The following is a 16,780-nucleotide window of genomic DNA, read 5'->3' as shown; positions in this document are numbered from 1 at the left end:
CCCCCCGCGCCGCGGGGGGGGGGGCGGCGCCCGCCCCCCGGGGCCGGGCGGCGGGGGGGGGGGCCGCGCGCCTCGTTGCGGCGGGGATCGAGCCCGAGGCGCTGCTCGCGCAGCGCCAGCGCGTTGCGCAGATGCGGCGCGCCCGGGCGGAGGCCGTGGATCGTGGCCTCGACGGGGAGCGGATCGCCCTCGGGGGCTTCGTGCTGCCCCTCGTCCGCGACGGCGTGCGCGTGACGGAGTTCCTTTTCGTCCCCTGGGTCGGGGCCTGCGTCCATACGCCGCCCCCGCCGCCGAACCAGATGATCCGTGTGATCGTGCCGGGCGGCATGAACGATCCCGGTCCCTTCGCGGCGTTCCGGGTGACCGGCCGCCTCGAGCACCGGCCGGCGGCCTACGACCTGTTCCATGTGGACGGCACGCTGCGGGTGAACGTCGCGTATTCGATGACGGCGGTGACGATCGAGCCCTTGGCGGGCCGCGCGATGGCGGCCGCGCCGCCACCTGCGCCGGACGCCGGCGGCACCTGGTGGAACGACCTGCAGGCGCGAATGTCGTCGCTGTTCACGCGCGCGATGACCGGCACGCAGGGCGGCGGCACGGCGGCACTGCTGCAGGCCCTGGTCGTCGCCTTCCTCTATGGCGTGGTGCATACACTTGGCCCCGGGCACGGCAAGGCGATCGTCGTCTCCTACTTCGTCGGCGAGGGCGGCAGTCTCCGCCGCGGCCTGTTCATGGGCGCGCAGATCGCGATCTTCCACGTCCTGTCGGCCGTGGTCTTCGTGTGGGCGACCGACTTCGCGGTGCGGCAGGCCACCGGCGCGTCCCTGTCCGACTTTTCGCTGGTGCGGATGGGGAGCTATGCGGCCATCGTGCTGATCGGCGGCGTGATGCTGTGGCGCGCGCTGCGGCCGGCGTCGCGGCTCGCCTCGGGGGCCGGCCACACGCCGGGCCAGGCCGGCTGCCTTGCCTGCGCGGCGGCGGGGTCGGGCACGGCGTCGCGCTGGTCCTGCGAGGAGGTTCGACCGGCCGTGGCCACGTCATGGCTTGCGGCCGCGGTTGGCGCGGTGCCGTGCACGGGCGCGCTGCTGGTCCTGCTGTTCGGCATCGCCAACGACCTGCTTTTGCCGGCGACGCTGATGGTGGTGGCGATCTCGGCCGGCATGGCGGTCGCGATGGCGGGGATCGGCATCGTCGCGATCCTGGGTCGCGACTGGGCTCATCGAAGGCTTGGCGGCGGCGGCGCACGGGCTGGGCGCCTCGTGCAGGTGGCCGGTGCGGCCTGTGTCCTGCTGATCGGGCTGGGCCTTCTTGCGCAGGAGATTCGGCATCGTGCGGGACAGGCTCTCGCCACGCCAAGCGCGGTGCATTCCCTCGGTCTGACCAGCCTTCCGGATGCTGATGCGGTCCGCGGGCCGTCGCTATCCTAGTGAATTGAGCGAAGTTGATGATTCCCATGGGGGCCCGGACCTGCGAGTCTGGGTGCATGAGAGAAGGCGTTGAGGTCCGGCTTCGACCGGGCGACCGGGAGCGGCTCAAAGGCGTGGTCCCTGACCGCAAGAGCCCGCAGCACCACGTCTGGCGGGCACAGATGGTGCTGATGATCGCGGACGGTGCGAGGACGATGGCGATCCGCGCCGCCACGGGGAAGGTTAAGCCGACGATCTGGCGCTGGCAGGCGCGCTACCTGCAGGACGGCGCCGAGGGCTTGTTCCGCGACGCCCCGCGAGGCCGTGCCTTCGCCGCGGCCTCGCCCGGGCAGATCGCGGCGGTGGTCGAGCGCACGCTGCACGACGACCCGCCCGCGGCGACGCACTGGACGCTGCGGTCGATGGCCAAGGCGAGCGGCTTGGCGCCGTCCACGATCCACCGCATCTGGCTCGACCACGGCCTGAAGCTGCACCGGGTCGAGACCTTCAAGCTCTCCAACGACCCGAAGTTCGTCGAGAAGGTCCGCGACATCGTCGGCCTTTACGTGAATCCGCACGAGCATGCCCTGGTGCTGTCCGTGGACGAGAAGAGCCAGATCCAGGCGCTCGACCGCACCCAGCCGGGGCTGCCGATGAAGCGCGGCCGGGGCACGACCATGACGCACGACTACAAGCGCCACGGCACGACGACCTTATTCGCAGCCCTTGACGTGAAGGCGGGCACGGTGATCAGCAGTGCATGCTCCGCCACCGCGCCGCCGAGTTCATCCGCTTCCTGCGGCTGATCGACAGGCAGACCCCGACCGACCTCGACCTGCACCTGATCCTCGACACCTGCGCCGCCCAAAAGACCGGGGCCGTGAAGCGCTGGCTGGCCCAGCATCCGCGCTTCCATGTCCACTTCACGCCGACCAGCGCCTCCTGGATCAACGCCGTCGAGGGCCTGTTCGCCACCTTGACCAAACGGCGCCTCAAGCGCGACGTGTTCCGTTCGGTTATCGAACTGAACCAGGCCATCCGCGACTACCTCGACGCCCACAACGCCGACCCGAAGCCCTTCCGCTGGACCGCTCCCGCCGACACCATCATCGGCAAGCACCAGCGCGGGAAACGTCTGCTCGAAACACTCCGCTAGGCAGGTGGGTCCACGGCGTGTCCAGATCTGTGTCCCGATGCACCGCTACTGACAAAGGGGCTGGAGTCTCGTCCGTTGGCAGTGATGGCCTGCGATGACCATGCGCTATCGTCGCATAGCCGCGTCGAGGCGGTGACGGATGAGGCGGACTTGGTGGAGGTCTACGAGCCGGAGCGGCGGCTCGGTGTAAATCGCATCTCGGGCAAGTGGGATGCGAACCAGAGAAAACTTCGACCCCGGTGAAACCGGCCTTTTACCTAGGATCTTGGGTTCCGTACTAAATCCGTCAGGTCAATAGGTTCGGAGAGAACCGGGCCCCCGGAGACCCGTCAGGGCCTACCCGCGGCCCCTGCCGCTCAACAGGTCAGGGGCGGAACCCGCGGGAAACCTGCGCCTCTCGGCGCGGTGGCCCGGGGTGGAGATTGCGCTTCGAAGGGCGACTGGCGGAGAGGGTGACTGCCATTGTCCTCTTCGAGATCATGACGTTAGGCGCCATCGGTCGTGTTGTTCCCACGTGGGTTCCCACGGATAAGCCGCGACCGTGGGGGACGGGTCCCTCTTGGCGGCGATGGGGTGCAGTGGTTTGGACGGCATAGCCTCGCCAGCCGGGCCGTCACGAATGACGGTTACGGTCATGACCGCGTGACACCTCACTGCCGCGAGGCTCACCGCTGCCTGTAGCTTCGCCCGCCGGTGTGTTGCCTCACCTCGCGCAACCAGCGTTGCGCGGTTGCACCCTCACGCAACGGCAGCCACTAGGGGACCGCCGGGGTCTGAACCACTGCAAGACCTAGCTTCGAGGAAGGACCCGAAGGCAGTCACGGCCGGGCCGGTTTCACCGGGAGGGGGGGGTAATCCCTGGCGGTTGTGTGAGTCGTGACCGCATCGGCCTCACGCAGAGATTTTTTCGTTGGACAGCTTCTCTGCGGGGATGGGTAGAAAAACAACTCGCGCAGCCATTTTCCGGCGGGTGGCGCAGAAAGAAACGCTAGCTCTCGGCGCGGGTGCGCTGCCGATGCCGCCGCCAGCCGCGCAGCAGGCCATCCCGAAGCGGGTCAGGATCGCCAGGACGGTAGGGCGATGCCGCGGCCGGCGCTGCATAGTGCGCGGCCATCGCCTCGGCCTCGCCCTCGCCGTCCGCTGCCAGGGTCGCGGGCGTGTCGCCCGGCTCCGCCTCGGCCTCCGCCGCCCACCGATCCCGCCAAGATGCCAGGAGGCTACACAGCGGCGATGCAGCAGGGCCGGGGATCGTGCAATCCGGTCGGGATTGGTCGGGATGGTCGGGAAAATCGCCGTCGCCCGCGCCTTTCGTGGCGTTCCCGACTGGTCGGGACAGGTCGGGATGGTCGGGATGCGCCTCTCCGCCGCCGCCAGCGTCAGCAGGGCGCGAAGAGGCGCCGCCCGTCATGCGCCGGCCTCCGGTTCCGCCAGGATGCCGGGCGCGACCGCGTACAGCCTCAACTTGCCCTCGCCGGGGATCACCTTCGACACCATGAGGTTCTTGCCGTCGCCCCGCCGGATCACGCCAGCCGCCGCCAGGGCGCGCGCAGCGGCGAGGGGATCGGCGTCCGCGAACACCTCCCGCCACGCCGCGCTGGTCAGGAAGTAGGCCCACCGCCCGCCCCCATCCCGCTCCCGCCAGCCGGCGCGGTTGATGGTGCGCTGGTCGCGCACCTCGGCCTCGCCCTCGCCGTCCTTCGGCGGGGGAAGGATCGTGTCGAAGCGCGATGCACCATGCGCGGCGATGAAGGCGCGCAGCGTCGTCAGGGCGGCGCTGTCCTCCCCGGCCACGGCACCGCCGCGCCGGTCTATCCAGTCGCGCATGACTGCGAGCGCGGCTCGCTCCGCTTCGCCCCCAGGCCACGACAGCACGTTCCACGCGGCGGCCAACTCGCCGGCCGTCGCGACCAGCGCGAAGAACCGCGCGACATGCCGCACCTGTGCATCTGCATCGGCCGGCAGCTTGGTCGCGAAGCGGTCGCGCATCGCAGCGAGGGCGGCGTGCAGCTCTTCGGGATCAGCGGCGCGCGCCTCGGCCAGCTTCGCCAGATACGCGCGCGCCGCCGTGCCGTGATGCCGGCGCATCGCGGCGTGCAACTCGGCCAGCATCGCGGCCCGATCCTCGCGCCCATGCCGCTGCGGCCATGCATCGGCGTCGCGGATCGCGAGGGACGGCAGCCGCACCGCCGCGCCGGCCGGCATCTTGCGCCCGCTGCGCTCCACCACCGTTTGCACGTCAACCTCGCCCGTCGAGAGGATCAGCGTGCGCCAGGTCGAGCGCCGCCGCCCCGTCAGCTCGCGCGACATGCGGCCTTTGCCGGCGCCGTTCGCCATCGCGTAGATGGCGCCGGCCACCTCGCGCGGGTCCGCTTGGTGGATTTCGTCGAGCGTCAGCAGACCATCGCCCGCCTCGGCGCAGGCGGCTTCCAGCCCGTTAGTCGTCGCGCGCCAGTCGCGCAGCCCGCCGGCCTTGGTCGGCGGCCCCCATGCCGACACGGCTAACTGCGCGGCAGTCGTCTTGCCGCTCTTCGACTTGCCGAAGAGGTGGAAGCCGCCGCCATCCTCGCCGGCCACGTCGAGCAGCGGTCCCGCGAAGGCGGCGGCGAGGCAGAAGGCGGGCAGGTCGTTGCCGACCGCCAGCGCGGCCACGCCGCTGCGCCATCCTTCGAGGTCGCCGGCCACCTCGACCGCCGCCGCGCCGGCTTCGCTGTGCCGCTGCATGACCAGCGGTTCCGCCGGGCTGCCGATCACCGCGCCGTCGCCCATCGCATAGGCGCCGCCGTGCCAGCCGGCGCGCGCGATCAGCAGCACGCGACCACCCACGCGCACATCGGCCAGCGCGCAGCGCAGCCGCAGGCGGGCGGCGGGATCGGCGTTCACGCGCAGGCCGCGCCCGATCAGCTCGCCTTCAAGGATGCCGGGCTCCGCCACCGTCAGCCGCAACGGCATCGCCCATCGGTGCGCGCGCCCGTCGCCATCCTGCCAGCCGATGAAGAGCGCGCGATCCTCGCCCGCCTGATTGCGTGCCTCTCCGATCACGTCGAAGGCGTCGCACAGGCGCATCGGCGGCTTGTCGTCGCCGCCGTCGAAGAACAGACCTTCCGGCCGCATGGCATAGCCGAAGGGCCACCGCACTTCGCCCTCGGCGGGCGGGCCGGCGGCGCGCATCGCGGCCTCGGCGGTCGCGCGCCGCTGCCGCAACTCCCGCTGCACCTCGGCCTTCAGGTCGCGCAGCGTCAGCCCTGGCACGGTGGGCACCGCCTCTCGCATTGCAGTCTCGCGCGCCAGCGTCGGAAGATCGGCCAGCCGCGCGACCAGCGCGGCCAGCGCGGCAGGATCAGCACCGTTGGGCTTGCTCATGGCGCCACACCTCCCCGGCGCTGTGCGACTGCCCATGCGGCGATCCTCGCGCCCTCGCCGGGCGGCTTCCCCGCCATCTGCAAGGCGCCGTCGAGCGCGCGGGCCATATCGTCGGCGGTCAACAGCCCACGCTCAACCAGCTTCGCCAGTCCCCAGGCTTCGGAGACGGCGGTGGGATGACGCGCACCCTCCGATGAACGCGCGACAGCAGAGGCCGCGCGTGCCAGGGCGGCGCTGGCATAGCGCCCGGCCGCTGCACCGGGCGGCGGCAGCTCGCCGGCCTGGCGCTGCGGCGCGCGTGGCGCCAGATCGGCGGGCGATGGCGCAGTCACCCGCTCCGCCCCGTCGAGCATGACCAGTCGCGCGGGCAGCGGGTCCGACATGCCGATGAACAGCGGCGCCGCCGTGTAGATCGGTTGCACGGCGCCGAACACGCTGCGGTCAACCGGCGCGTCGCGCAGCCACAGCTTGCACTCGCCTCCGGTGAGAGGCCGCGTCAGCAGGAACCACAGGCGCAGTCGGGCACCGTCCTTGAAGCCGTGCCCTGCCGTCGCGCCCACGATGCAGGCGGCGCGATGAAAGGCCACCGGCAGCGCCGCACGCGCGACCGCGCCGCAGCCTGCAAGGTCGCGCGGATCGGCGCCGGCTGGGAGCGGCAGCCCGTCGAGGTCGAGCGCCACCCAGGCGCGCGGCGTCTCGGCCAGCGTCGGCAACTCGCCAGTCTCGGGATCGGGATGCAGCAGCCGCCGCACCCGCCGCGTGCGGGTCGCGTCGCGGATCGCGCCGCGCAGGATGCAGGTATCGCGCCGTGTCAGCAGCCCGCGCAGCAGCCGCGCCAGCACGTCGAGCGCGGGCGCGTCGGCGGTGGCGAGGTCGAGCGTGCGGGCGGCGTCGTAGTCCTCCGCCCTGCCGTCCGCGTGGCGCGTCTTGCACAGGCGCCGGCCGCGCGCGGTCGCAAGCGTCAGGGCGTGCGGGTCGAGGGGATCAGCGCCCGGCATGGGCAGCCTCCATGCGGGCGAGGGCGGCCAGCGCCGCCGGGATGGACGGGAAGGCCAGCGGCAGCCGCCGGCCGGGTATGACGATGCAGGCGCGCGGCTCGCCGTTCGCGTCGCGCAGATCGTCGCGCAGGACGACATGCGCGGCGCTGGTCGGGCGCGGCTGGTGTCGCGCGGCCCATGCGAACAAGGGCAGCGGCGCCAGCTCGGCCGGGCGCACCTGGCGGTGGGGGCGGCGGGTCATTGCAGCACCGTCCCGGCGGGTGCCGTCTCGCGCGGGTGCTGTCCGTCGCCGGGCGGCACCGCCCATCCGATGCCGGGCGTGCGCGGCGCCAGCGCCATCCGCAGCGCCAGCCATTCGGGCAGAAGGGCGGAGGTCGTCTCCACGATCAGCACGCGGCGCCAGTGGATCGTGGCCTCGGCCGCGAGGGCGTAGTGCCAGGGCAGCCCGCCGGCACCATGCAGGACGATGAACCGAGACCAGCGCAGCAGCCGCCGTGCCTGCGGGAAGGCGTCAGGCGGCGCCGGGGTGCTGCCGTCGCCGGCCAGGACCACCGCCAGCGGCGGGCGCGGCGGCGTGGTGTCCAGCATGTCGCGCGGCACGCGGGCGCCGGGCGGCAGGAACACGGCACTCAGCGCGCCGGCCATCGCGGCGCGGATCAGCGGCACATGCCAGCCGGCGCCGGCCGCTTCCATGCGCGCGATCAACTGCGCCAGCTCGGCGCATGTTCGCAGGTCTATCGTCACGGGGTCACGTCCTCATGGTCGAGGCCGCGACGCGCGGGGCGGTGGCGCAGAAGGCAGGCGGTGCGCTATATCGGCGCTGTCCAGTCGAGTAGCCGCGTAACCTTCCCCGCCCGGTGCCCCACGGCGCCGGGCGGTTTCGTTTCAGCCGGTGGTGAAGGTCAGCAGCCGCAGCGCCGCCAGGATCAGCAGCACGACGACGACACCGACCAGCGGGGCGACGAGCGCGGCGCGCATCATGCGGCGGTCGGCGCGCGCGGCGCCGCCTCGACCACCTGGCGCAGCTCCGACCGCCGCCAGCGCGGGCAGCGCGGCGCGATGTAGTAGGGCGCGGGCAGCGTGCCGCGCTTCACGTCGCGCCAGAAGGTCGAGAGGGCGCGGCCCGTCTCGGCGGCGCCTTCCTCCGCCGTCAGCAGCGGGTCGGGCGCGGCGGCGCGCAGCTCGGCGCGGCGCGCGCGACGTGCGGCCTTGCGGGCGCCGGGTGCGGAGGGGGTTACGTTGGCGGCGCTGGTCAGCAGGGCCGCGCGGGAAGGCGAATCGGACACGGGAAGCCACCTCCATGCGTAGTGGTGGCTCCCAAGGATTCACATGCGCGGTTCCGCCGCACGGCCGAACCCGGCACAACCCGGCAAAACTAGTCGGGCACGAACACGCCTGCCGGTGCGCGAGCGTTAACGCGCCTTTCGATGGTGCGGTCGTCGGGGACCGGCTCCATGTTCTGCGCTGCCCAATCCTTCATGCACCGCTTGAAAACGCGCAGCGTCATGTTGCCGCCGTCTAGCGCGAGCAGGCGCATCATCTCTCGGTCGAAGGGCACCCAATCGTCACGCTCGGGACGGCCGCCCCGGTTCCTCGGTGCGGGAGTTGCGGCTTCGGCGGTCTCGGGTTTGGGTGACTGCGGCTCTCTTGCCCCGCCGCCGTGCGCTTCACCAAGAGGTGCGGGGCGGCCGGGTGCAGGGTGAAGGGTGGTGACAGGCGGTATGTCCTTCACCGCGAAGATGCGAACACCGCGCAGGACGATGGGCGGGGTCGGGGACGGCATCCTCAACTCGAAAGTCGAGTTCCAGATGTCGAGGGCGAGCCATGAGCCTTCCGGCATCGTGTCGTCGTCATACAGTGCGCGCGGCACCACAACGGGCGGCGCATCAATGCCGCGCGCGAGGTCGTGTCCCGCAATCGCGAGGTCATCGCGCTCCCGCAGGACAGCCCGGCCGAGAGTGACACTCAGGCGCCGGAACGCTTCCCGCCAGTTCTCCTGTGCCCGGCAGAACTCCACCAAGTCAGGGAACAGCGCCTCCGCTGCCTCTATCAGCGTCCACCCACCGGGCGGCGGTAGCTCCCCCACGGGCCGGGCCGCTTCGCATGGCGTCCAGCCGTCACCCGGCGGGAACGGTGGTTCCGACATGCTGCGCCTCTGCCGCGCGTCTCTGCGATGGTCGGCAGGGCAGCGCGGGCAGAGGTTCCGCGCGTTCGGCGGCCAAACCTAGCCCCGCCATAGACCAGTCTAGACGGTCGTTGCTGATTCGCGCCACGCGCGGTCAATCCCGACCATCCCGACCAGTCCCGACCAGTCGGGATCGGGCGGAAAGCCGCAGGACACCGCGCCAATCCCGACCATCCCGACCGATCCCGACCGAAAAACACGATCCCCCGCCCGCGATGCATCGGGCGCGGGCGGTCAGGCGGCGGTGGTGGCCTTCCGGGTCCGCTTGCTCCGCTCCGCCGTCAAGCTCCGCACCTCGGCCGGCACCGCCGGGCGGAGGCACCAGTCCCCCCAGGCGTCCATGAGCGGCCGGCGCTTTTCAAGCAGATCGGAGCGCGCATAGGCGGCCTCGGCCTTGTCCTTGATCGTATGGGCAAGGGCGCGCTCCACCACCTCCCGGCCCTCGGTGCGCGTCTCCCCGGCCCAATCGCGGAAGGTGCTGCGGAAGCCGTGCGGCACCACCGCCCGGCCTTCATGGTCGGACCAGCGCGGCGGGGCGGCCGGATCGTCGCCCTCGGCCGGTTCGTTCATGCGGCGGATCACCGCCGAAACCGTCATGTCGGACAGCATCGCCCCATCGGCGCCGGGGAACACATGGGCGTCGGGTTTCGGCTGGTCGGGGCGCACGACGCGCAGCACGTCGAGCGCGGCAGCCGACAGCGGCACCCGATGCGCTCGCCGCGCCTTCATCCTGCCGGCGGGGACGGTCCACAGGGCAGCGTCTGGGTTCACCTCCCGCCACGTCATGCCGCGCACCTCCCCAGTGCGCGCCGCCGTCAGGATGGCGAAGCGCAGCGCGGCGGCGCCGCTGCCCTCGACCTTCGCCAGCGCCGTCCAGAAGGCCGGCATCTGCTGCCAGGGCAGGGCCGGGCGATGCTCCACCCGCTGCACCTTGCGCGGCGGCGGCAGTTCTTCGGACAGCAGCCCGCGCCAGCGGGCCGGGTTCTCGCCCTGACGCCAGCCGCGCACGCGGGCGAGGTCTAGGACCGCCTCCATTCGCTGCCGCAGGCGGGAAGCCGTCTCGGGGATGCGTGGCCAGATCGGGCGCAGCACCTTCAACACCGCCGCCGTGTCCACCTCGACCACCGGCATGTTCCCGATCTGCGGGAAGGCGTGTTGCTCCATCGTCGCCAGCCATTGGGCGGCGTGCTTCGGGTTGCTCCACCCGTCTCGTCGGGCCTCGACGGTCGCCTTGGCGGCCTCCCGGAAGGTCACGGCCCGCGCCTTGGCCTCGGCGGCAGCCTGTGCCTGTGCGGCCTTGGCGTCCTCCCGTGCCTGTAGGGGATCGGTGCCCTGGCGCAGCAGCTTGCGGGCGTTCTCGGCGGCCTCCCGCGCCTCGGCCAGCCCGACCGCCGGATAGCTGCCCAAGCCCATGTCCCGGCGCTTGGTCCCGAAGCTGTAGCGCAGCACCCAGGCGCCGTCCGACACGTCGCCACCCTCGCGCCGGTCCCGCCGCTCCCGCCGCTCCGCCAGGCCGGGCTTGACCAGAAGATGCAGCCCGCCGCCGTCCCCGATCCGCACCGGGGTGGTGAAGGGCTGGCGGGCCAGCTCCGCCAGTCGCGCCCGCAAGGCCATGATGGTGAGGTCGCCCATGCCGCGCTCCGCCACTGCGCCGGCCTGTGGGAATTGGGGGATCATCACCCGCCATTCCCACGCCGGTTCCCACAGCGGATGATAGCTTGCGGTGGATGCGCGTGGATAGCTTTCCGCACCGTTCGGGGTGGAAGCCTTGGAAAAACTAGGTTTTCGAGGGAAGTCGTAGGGGTCTGTAGATCGGCTTAGACGGGTGGATGGCGGAGAGGGTGGGATTCGAACCCACGGTCCGCTTTCACGGACTTCGGTTTTCGAGACCGACGCGATCGACCACTCTGCCACCTCTCCGCAGGTCGGCGGCGCGGTATAGAAGCGGCGCGCGGGGCTGGCAACACGTGCCCGGTCGCCCCGCCGTTGACTCGCGCCATCGGGCCCGGCTATACGCCCGCTCCTCCGGCGGACCACAAGCAGCCGGCGGTTGCGTTTGGCCGCTCTGGACATGCGCTGCCGAACCACACCACCTGGGCCCGCCCAGACAGATCGAAGCACCGGACCCCGAAAGCCCGAGCGCGCGCAATGACCTACGCAGTGATCCGCACCGGCGGCAAGCAGTATCGCGTCACCCCCGACGCCGTGCTCACCGTCGAGAAGCTCGAGGCCGAGCCCGGCGCAACCATCACCTTCCACGACGTCCTGGCCATCGGCACCGATGCCGGCCTGACCCTCGGCGCGCCGACCGTGCCGGGCGCCAAGGTGACCGCCACCGTGGTCGAGCAGACCCGCGGCGACAAGGTGATCATCTTCAAGAAGCGCCGCCGGCAGAACAGCCGCCGGAAGAACGGCCACCGCCAGCACCAGACCGTGCTGAAGATCGCCGAGATCGCGGCGGCCTGACGCAGAGCTAACGGGAGCACCCCACCATGGCACACAAGAAGGCAGGCGGCTCCTCGCGCAACGGGCGCGATTCGGCCGGCAAGCGGCTCGGCGTGAAGCGCTCGGGCGGGCAGGTCGTGAAGGCCGGCAACATCATCGTCACCCAGCGCGGCACGAAGATGCGCCCGGGCACCAATGTGCTCGTCGGCCGCACCCACTCCATCCACGCCGCCATCGACGGCCAGGTGAAGTTCGAGCGCAAGGCCGAAGGCCGCGTGCACGTCTCCGTCGTGCCGCTGCCGGCCGCGGCCGAGTAGGGCTCGTCCCGAACGGGACGCCAGGACGGGGGCCGCAAGGCCCCCGTTCGCGTTTCCGGGCGCCACCGGCATGAAATTCCTCGACGAGGCGAAGGTCCACCTCAAGGCGGGCGACGGCGGCGACGGTGTCGTCGCCTTCCGCCGCGAGAAGTATATCGAGTTCGGCGGGCCGGATGGCGGCAATGGCGGCCGGGGCGGCGACGTGATCGCCGAGGCGGTGGATGGCCTCAACACCCTGATCGACTACCGCTACAGCCAGCATTTCCGGGCGCGGAAGGGCGGCAATGGCGCCGGGTCGGACCGCACCGGTGCGGCGTCCGACGATGTGATCCTGAAGGTTCCCGTCGGCACCCAGATCCTCGCCGAGGACAAGGAGACGCTGATCGCCGACCTCACCGAGGTCGGCCAGCGCGCCGTGCTGTGCCGAGGCGGCGATGGCGGGTTCGGCAATGCCCACTACAAATCCTCGACCAATCGCGCCCCGCGCCGCGCCGACAAGGGCCATCCGGGAGAGGAGCGCAGCGTCTGGCTGCGCCTGAAGCTGATCGCCGATGCTGGCTTGGTCGGGCTGCCGAATGCCGGCAAGTCCACCTTCCTCGCCGCCGTCTCCGCCGCACGGCCGAAGATCGCCGACTATCCCTTCACCACGTTGCATCCGCAACTCGGCGTGGTCCGGCCGGATGCGTCCACCGAGTTCGTCCTCGCCGACATCCCCGGCCTGATCGAAGGGGCCAGCGAGGGCGCCGGCCTCGGCGACCGGTTCCTCGGGCATGTCGAGCGCTGCGCGGTGTTGCTGCACCTGGTGGACGGCACGCAGGCGGATCCTGCGCGCGCCTATCGCACGGTGCGGCGCGAGCTGGAAGGCTACGGCCACGGCCTGGCGGACAAGCCGGAGATCGTGGCGCTGAACAAGGTGGATGCGATCACGCCGCAGGTCCGCGCCTCGCGGCTGAAGGCGCTCTCGCGCGCCGCGGGCCGGCCGGCGATGGCGGTCTCCGGCGTCGCGGGGGAGGGCGTGGCCGAGATCCTCCGCGCGCTCGCCGTCGCCATCGCCGCCGCGCGGGGCCGCTGACCCCGGGCGGCCCCGGTCAGCCGCCCGTGCGGGCGGCGCGAAGGGCCTCGTACTCCTGCCTGGTCGCCGCGTCCGGTGGGTAGAGGCCGGCCAGCGGGCGGCCTTTCCGCGCCTCGGCGATCACCCATTCTTCGAAGTCCTCGCGCTCGGCGGCGGTCGCGGCCACCTGCGCCACGAGATGGGCGGGGATGCAGACGATCCCGTTGGCGTCGCCCAGGACCACATCGCCCGGGAACACCGGCACGCCGGCGCAGCCGATCGGCGCCTGCAGGTCCACCACCAGCCGGTGCGACGTGACCGGCGTGCCGGCGGTGCCGCAGCAATAGACCGGCAGCGGGATCGAAGAGATCGCCGCCGCGTCCGAGACGCCGCCGTCCAGCACCACGCCGGCCGCACCCTTGGCCAGCAGATGCGTGGTGATGATGTCGCCCATGAAGGCGGTGCGGCTTTCGCCGTCCATCGCCACCACCAGCACCTCGCCCGCGCCGATGCGGGCGACCGCCTCGCCCTGCAGGTTCGGCCGCTCGCCGCGTGCCGTCGCCTCGACCAGGTCCTCCCGCACGGGGATGGTCCGCACCGTGAAGGCGGTGCCGAGCAGGCGGGGCGCGGCCGGATTGAGCGCCTTCGGCGCCTGCATCATCATCCCGCGCAGGCCGAGGCGATAGAGCGTGGAGACCACCGTCGGCACCGCCACGCGTTCCAACTGCCGGCGCACCTCCGGCGTCAGGGGGGATTCTTGGGTGCTGCCCGTGCCCGTCATGCGCCCTGTCCTCTTGCTGCGGTCGTTCCGCCGCCGGCCGGGGGTGGTCAAGCCCGCCCGGGTTCGGCTAGCTGTTATACAACTATCCGATCCCGTGCCGGTGGCGAAGCCCGCCCGTGCGGGTCATGCGCAGCGAGGGGCGGATGTACAGGATCGGCGTGGATGTCGGCGGCACCTTCACGGACTTCACGCTGCTCGACGACCGGGACGGCACGATCCGTTTCTTCAAGCTGCCCTCCACCCCGCGCGACCCGTCCGAGGCGATCGGCGAGGGCCTGGCGCAGATGCTCGGCCTGTTCGGCGCCGCCGCGGCGGAGGTCGGCTGGCTCGGCCACGGCACCACGGTCGCGACCAACATCGTCATCGAGCGGCGCGGCGCGCGCACCGGCCTGATCACCACCAGGGGCTTCCGCGACGTGCTGGAACTCGGCCGCCAGTCGCGCCCCTCGATCTACGACTACCGGGTGGAGAAGCCGCCGCCGCTGGTGCCGCGCGACCGCCGCTTCGAGGTCGCCGAGCGCATCGGCCCGGACGGCGCCGTGCTGCATCCGCTGGACGCCGGAAGCCTCGATGCCGCCGTCGCCGCGCTGGCCGCTGCACAGGTCGAGAGCGTCGCGATCTGCTTCCTGCACAGCTACCGCAATCCCGAGCATGAGCGCCGCGCGGCGGAGGCCGTGGCGGCGGCGCTGCCCGACGTCTATGTCAGCGTCTCCTCCGCCATCCTGCCGGAGTTCCGCGAATACGAGCGCTGCTCGACCGCCGCGGTGAACGCCTTCGTCGGTCCGCGCATGGGCCGATACCTGGAACGGCTGCGCGAGCGCGTGCGCGGCCTCGGCATCCCGGCCGAGCCCTACACGATCCACTCCAATGGCGGGCTGATGTCGGTGGAGACGGCGCGGGAATGCCCGGTGCGCAGCTGCGTCTCCGGCCCCGCGGCGGGCGTGGTCGGCGCGGCGTCCATCGGTGTCGCGGCGGGGCTGCCCAACCTGGTCACCTTCGATGTCGGCGGGACCTCCACCGACGTGTCGCTGATCGAGGACGGAAGGCCGCTCTACACCAGCGCGCGGCTGGTCGCCGGCTATCCAGTGAAGACGCCGATGATCGACATCCATGTCATCGGTGCGGGCGGCGGCTCCATCGCGCGGATCGACGATGCCGGCGCGCTGAAGGTCGGGCCGCAATCGGCCGGCGCGGACCCTGGGCCCGTGGCCTATGGCCGCGGCGGCACCGAGCCGACCATCACCGACGCCAACCTGGTGCTCGGCCGCCTCGTGCCGGACACGCTGCTCGGCGGGCGGATGACGCTGGATGCCGAGGCCGCGCGGGCGGTGATCGCGGAGCGCATCGCCGCACCGCTCGGCATCCCGGTGGAGCAGGCGGCGCATGGGATCATCCGCATCGCCAATGCGGGCATGAGCCGCGCGATCCGCTCCGTCTCGGTCGAGCGCGGCTACGACATCACCCGCTTCGCGCTCGCCGCCTTCGGCGGCGCGGGGCCGCTGCATGCCGCGGAGGTCGCGATCGAATGCGGCATCCCGCGCGTGCTGGTGCCGCGCGAGCCCGGCACGCTCTGCGCCCGCGGCATGCTGCTGACGGACGTCTCGGCCGACTATGTCCGCAGCCATTTCGCCGATGCCTCGGAGGCCTCCTGGCAGGCCATCCTCGGCCTGTTCGCGGAGATGGAGCGCGAGGGCGACGCCTGGCTGGCGCGGGAAGGCGTGGCGCCCGCGGGGCGGCGCTTCCGCCGCGTGCTCGATGCGCGCTATCGCGGCCAGAACTTCGAGGTGAAGGTGGCGTGCGACGGCCTCGGCGCTCCCGACCTCGCCGAGATGCAGGAGCGCTTCCACGCCGCGCATGCGCGCGAATACGGCTATGCGATCCGCGACCGCGGGATCGAGCTGGTCTCGGCCCGGGTGCAGGCGATCGGCGAGGTGCCGAAGGCGCCGCATGCGCGCATCGCCGGCGGCACCTCGCTCGCCGCGGGGGGGGGGGCGCGGCGGGCGGGGGGGGGGGGGGCGGCGGGGGGGGCGGCGGTCTGCGGCGCGGGGCCGGGCGGCTCCGGCTCGGCCGGGATGGCCGTCGGCGGCGCCTCGCCGGGCTGGGTGTAGTCCGCCACGATCCGCGCCTGGTTGCCCGCGATCACCAGCACCCGCAGCCCGATCCCGAGCGGCTGCTCGTCGCGCTGCGTCACGGAGACGAGGTCGCCGTTCGTCTTGCGGACGATGTATTCGAAGGCCCTGGTGTCGCCGACCACCCGTTCCGCCGCGCTGCCGAACAGCCCGCCGACCAGCGCTCCGCCCACGGCGCCGATCGCCCCGGCCATGTTCCCGCCCGGCACCTGGGACCCGATGACGCCGCCTGCTGCGCCGCCGGCGGCCGCGCCCGTCGCTCCCTCCATCTGCACGGAAACCTCCCGCCGGCCGATCACCACGCCCTGTTCCACGCGGTTCATCTGCTGGACCGCGCGGGTGGCATAGGCATCGGGCGAGAAGCGGGGGCCGCAGGCCGCAAGGGCGAGCAGCGGCGCCAGGAGAAGGGCGGCACGCATGGCGGTGACATAGAGGACCATCATGCCCCGCGCCATCCACGCCCGGCCCGGCTTCCGCATGGCACCATCGTGGCCACCGCGGGGCACGTTGCCCTGGACAGGCGCCGGCGGGCACGCGCAGCATCGCATGGCGACCGAGGGAGGAAACCGATGCGTCCGGCTCTGCTCCTGTTCCTGCTGTGCCTCGCCGGGTGCAGCCAGTCCAACCAGCCCGCGCCCTGCATCCCGCCGAGCTACATCGACCCCACCGGCGAATGCGTCTCGCAGCCCTACATCCAGCGCCGGCGCTGACATGGCGGCGCGCATCGGCTTCGTCGGCCTCGGCAACATGGGTGGGCCGATGGCGCGCAACCTGGCGAAGGCGGGACACCGCGTCGCCGTCTTCGACATCGTGCCGGACCTGGTCTCGCGCTGCGTCGCGGCGGGCGCGACGGCGGCCGGCAGCGCCGCCCCCCCCCCCCCCGGTGCCGGCCGCGGGGTGACCAAGCGACCCGCCGGGTCGCATGTGCGCGAGGCCAGGCTCGGCGCCCGCG

At 72.3% G+C, this 16,780-nt stretch carries 15 protein-coding genes, 1 tRNA gene and 2 pseudogenes; 8 read left to right on the top strand and 10 right to left on the bottom strand.

The window, feature by feature from the left end:
• Together AC1MIR_RS08830 and AC1MIR_RS08825 are read left to right on the top strand one after the other, a co-directional pair.
• Positions 1-1,427, top strand: a 1,427-nt coding sequence (locus AC1MIR_RS08830; protein ID WP_480027803.1) for a HoxN/HupN/NixA family nickel/cobalt transporter, incomplete at its 5' end; no start/stop codon positions are given.
• 56 nt (positions 1,428-1,483) lie between these two features.
• A pseudogene (locus AC1MIR_RS08825) lies at positions 1,484-2,562 on the top strand (IS630 family transposase).
• A 1,404-nt stretch (positions 2,563-3,966) separates the two neighbouring features.
• On the opposite strand, the gene AC1MIR_RS08820 reads toward AC1MIR_RS08825, so the two are convergent.
• From AC1MIR_RS08820 to AC1MIR_RS08785, 8 genes are all read right to left on the bottom strand, one after another.
• Positions 3,967-5,922 (bottom strand): DUF927 domain-containing protein, encoded by a 1,956-nt coding sequence (locus tag AC1MIR_RS08820; RefSeq protein ID WP_480027802.1) that lies wholly within the window; start codon positions 5,920-5,922, stop codon positions 3,967-3,969.
• On the bottom strand, positions 5,919-6,764 hold the full coding sequence (locus tag AC1MIR_RS08815; RefSeq protein WP_480027801.1) for a hypothetical protein: 846 nt from the start codon (positions 6,762-6,764) through the stop codon (positions 5,919-5,921). The genes AC1MIR_RS08820 and AC1MIR_RS08815 overlap by 4 nt, the downstream gene beginning before the upstream one ends.
• A gap of 142 nt (positions 6,765-6,906) precedes the next feature.
• The gene (locus AC1MIR_RS08810) at positions 6,907-7,161 is read right to left on the bottom strand and encodes a hypothetical protein (RefSeq protein ID WP_480027800.1); all 255 of its coding nucleotides are present in this window, start codon (positions 7,159-7,161) and stop codon (positions 6,907-6,909) included.
• Complete coding sequence (locus AC1MIR_RS08805; protein WP_480027799.1) at positions 7,158-7,664, bottom strand: hypothetical protein; 507 nt, start codon at positions 7,662-7,664, stop codon at positions 7,158-7,160. Before AC1MIR_RS08805 ends, AC1MIR_RS08810 begins: the two co-directional genes overlap by 4 nt.
• Positions 7,665-7,897: 233 nt before the next feature.
• Positions 7,898-8,206, bottom strand: a complete 309-nt coding sequence (locus AC1MIR_RS08800; RefSeq protein ID WP_480027798.1) for a helix-turn-helix transcriptional regulator — start codon at positions 8,204-8,206, stop codon at positions 7,898-7,900.
• A gap of 89 nt (positions 8,207-8,295) precedes the next feature.
• Positions 8,296-9,066, bottom strand: a complete 771-nt coding sequence (locus AC1MIR_RS08795) for a hypothetical protein (protein WP_480027797.1) — start codon at positions 9,064-9,066, stop codon at positions 8,296-8,298.
• 273 nt (positions 9,067-9,339) lie between these two features.
• Entirely contained in the window at positions 9,340-10,782 is a 1,443-nt protein-coding gene (locus AC1MIR_RS08790; RefSeq protein ID WP_480027796.1) for a tyrosine-type recombinase/integrase, read from the bottom strand.
• A 153-nt stretch (positions 10,783-10,935) separates the two neighbouring features.
• Positions 10,936-11,025: transfer RNA gene (locus AC1MIR_RS08785), tRNA-Ser, on the bottom strand.
• Between the two features lie 228 nt (positions 11,026-11,253).
• On the opposite strand from AC1MIR_RS08785, the gene rplU reads away from it, so the two are divergent.
• The 3 genes from rplU (at position 11,254) to obgE (ending at position 12,939) form a co-directional block, all read left to right on the top strand.
• Positions 11,254-11,571, top strand: coding sequence for a 50S ribosomal protein L21 (gene rplU, locus AC1MIR_RS08780; RefSeq protein ID WP_480027795.1), 318 nt, complete (start codon positions 11,254-11,256; stop codon positions 11,569-11,571).
• Positions 11,572-11,597: 26 nt separating this feature from the next.
• Positions 11,598-11,867, top strand: coding sequence for a 50S ribosomal protein L27 (rpmA, locus tag AC1MIR_RS08775; RefSeq protein WP_480027794.1), 270 nt, complete (start codon positions 11,598-11,600; stop codon positions 11,865-11,867).
• Positions 11,868-11,937: 70 nt separating this feature from the next.
• The gene (obgE, locus tag AC1MIR_RS08770; protein ID WP_480027793.1) at positions 11,938-12,939 is read left to right on the top strand and encodes a GTPase ObgE; all 1,002 of its coding nucleotides are present in this window, start codon (positions 11,938-11,940) and stop codon (positions 12,937-12,939) included.
• A gap of 16 nt (positions 12,940-12,955) precedes the next feature.
• Here obgE and AC1MIR_RS08765 read toward each other — a convergent pair whose 3' ends face one another.
• Entirely contained in the window at positions 12,956-13,699 is a 744-nt protein-coding gene (locus AC1MIR_RS08765) for an RraA family protein (protein WP_480027792.1), read from the bottom strand.
• 125 nt (positions 13,700-13,824) lie between these two features.
• On the opposite strand from AC1MIR_RS08765, the pseudogene AC1MIR_RS08760 reads away from it, so the two are divergent.
• A pseudogene (locus tag AC1MIR_RS08760) lies at positions 13,825-15,297 on the top strand (hydantoinase/oxoprolinase family protein); the annotation flags it as partial.
• Between the two features lie 272 nt (positions 15,298-15,569).
• Here the strand turns inward: AC1MIR_RS08760 and AC1MIR_RS08755 are convergent.
• A complete protein-coding gene (locus AC1MIR_RS08755) occupies positions 15,570-16,271 on the bottom strand; it encodes a glycine zipper 2TM domain-containing protein (RefSeq protein ID WP_480027791.1) in 702 nt (233 codons plus the stop codon).
• 126 nt (positions 16,272-16,397) lie between these two features.
• Between AC1MIR_RS08755 and AC1MIR_RS08750 the strand changes: the two genes are divergently transcribed.
• Positions 16,398-16,538 (top strand): hypothetical protein, encoded by a 141-nt coding sequence (locus AC1MIR_RS08750; protein ID WP_480027790.1) that lies wholly within the window; start codon positions 16,398-16,400, stop codon positions 16,536-16,538.
• A gap of 1 nt (position 16,539) precedes the next feature.
• On the top strand, positions 16,540-16,780 hold a 241-nt coding region (locus tag AC1MIR_RS08745), incomplete at its 3' end, for an NAD(P)-binding domain-containing protein (RefSeq protein ID WP_480027789.1).

The sequence above is a fragment of the Falsiroseomonas sp. RANM36 genome (assembly GCF_056682175.1).
This window is presented reverse-complemented; position numbering and strand designations above follow the sequence as displayed.

Coding starts and splice junctions, on each gene's coding strand:
- AC1MIR_RS08820 (WP_480027802.1), bottom strand. CDS start 5,922: ATGAGCAAGCCCAACGGTGCTGATCCTGCCGCGCTGGCCGCGCTGGTC.
- AC1MIR_RS08810 (WP_480027800.1), bottom strand. CDS start 7,161: ATGACCCGCCGCCCCCACCGCCAGGTGCGCCCGGCCGAGCTGGCGCCG.
- AC1MIR_RS08795 (WP_480027797.1), bottom strand. CDS start 9,066: ATGTCGGAACCACCGTTCCCGCCGGGTGACGGCTGGACGCCATGCGAA.
- AC1MIR_RS08790 (WP_480027796.1), bottom strand. CDS start 10,782: ATGATCCCCCAATTCCCACAGGCCGGCGCAGTGGCGGAGCGCGGCATG.
- rplU (WP_480027795.1), top strand. CDS start 11,254: ATGACCTACGCAGTGATCCGCACCGGCGGCAAGCAGTATCGCGTCACC.
- rpmA (WP_480027794.1), top strand. CDS start 11,598: ATGGCACACAAGAAGGCAGGCGGCTCCTCGCGCAACGGGCGCGATTCG.
- obgE (WP_480027793.1), top strand. CDS start 11,938: ATGAAATTCCTCGACGAGGCGAAGGTCCACCTCAAGGCGGGCGACGGC.
- AC1MIR_RS08765 (WP_480027792.1), bottom strand. CDS start 13,699: ATGACGGGCACGGGCAGCACCCAAGAATCCCCCCTGACGCCGGAGGTG.
- AC1MIR_RS08755 (WP_480027791.1), bottom strand. CDS start 16,271: ATGATGGTCCTCTATGTCACCGCCATGCGTGCCGCCCTTCTCCTGGCG.
- AC1MIR_RS08750 (WP_480027790.1), top strand. CDS start 16,398: ATGCGTCCGGCTCTGCTCCTGTTCCTGCTGTGCCTCGCCGGGTGCAGC.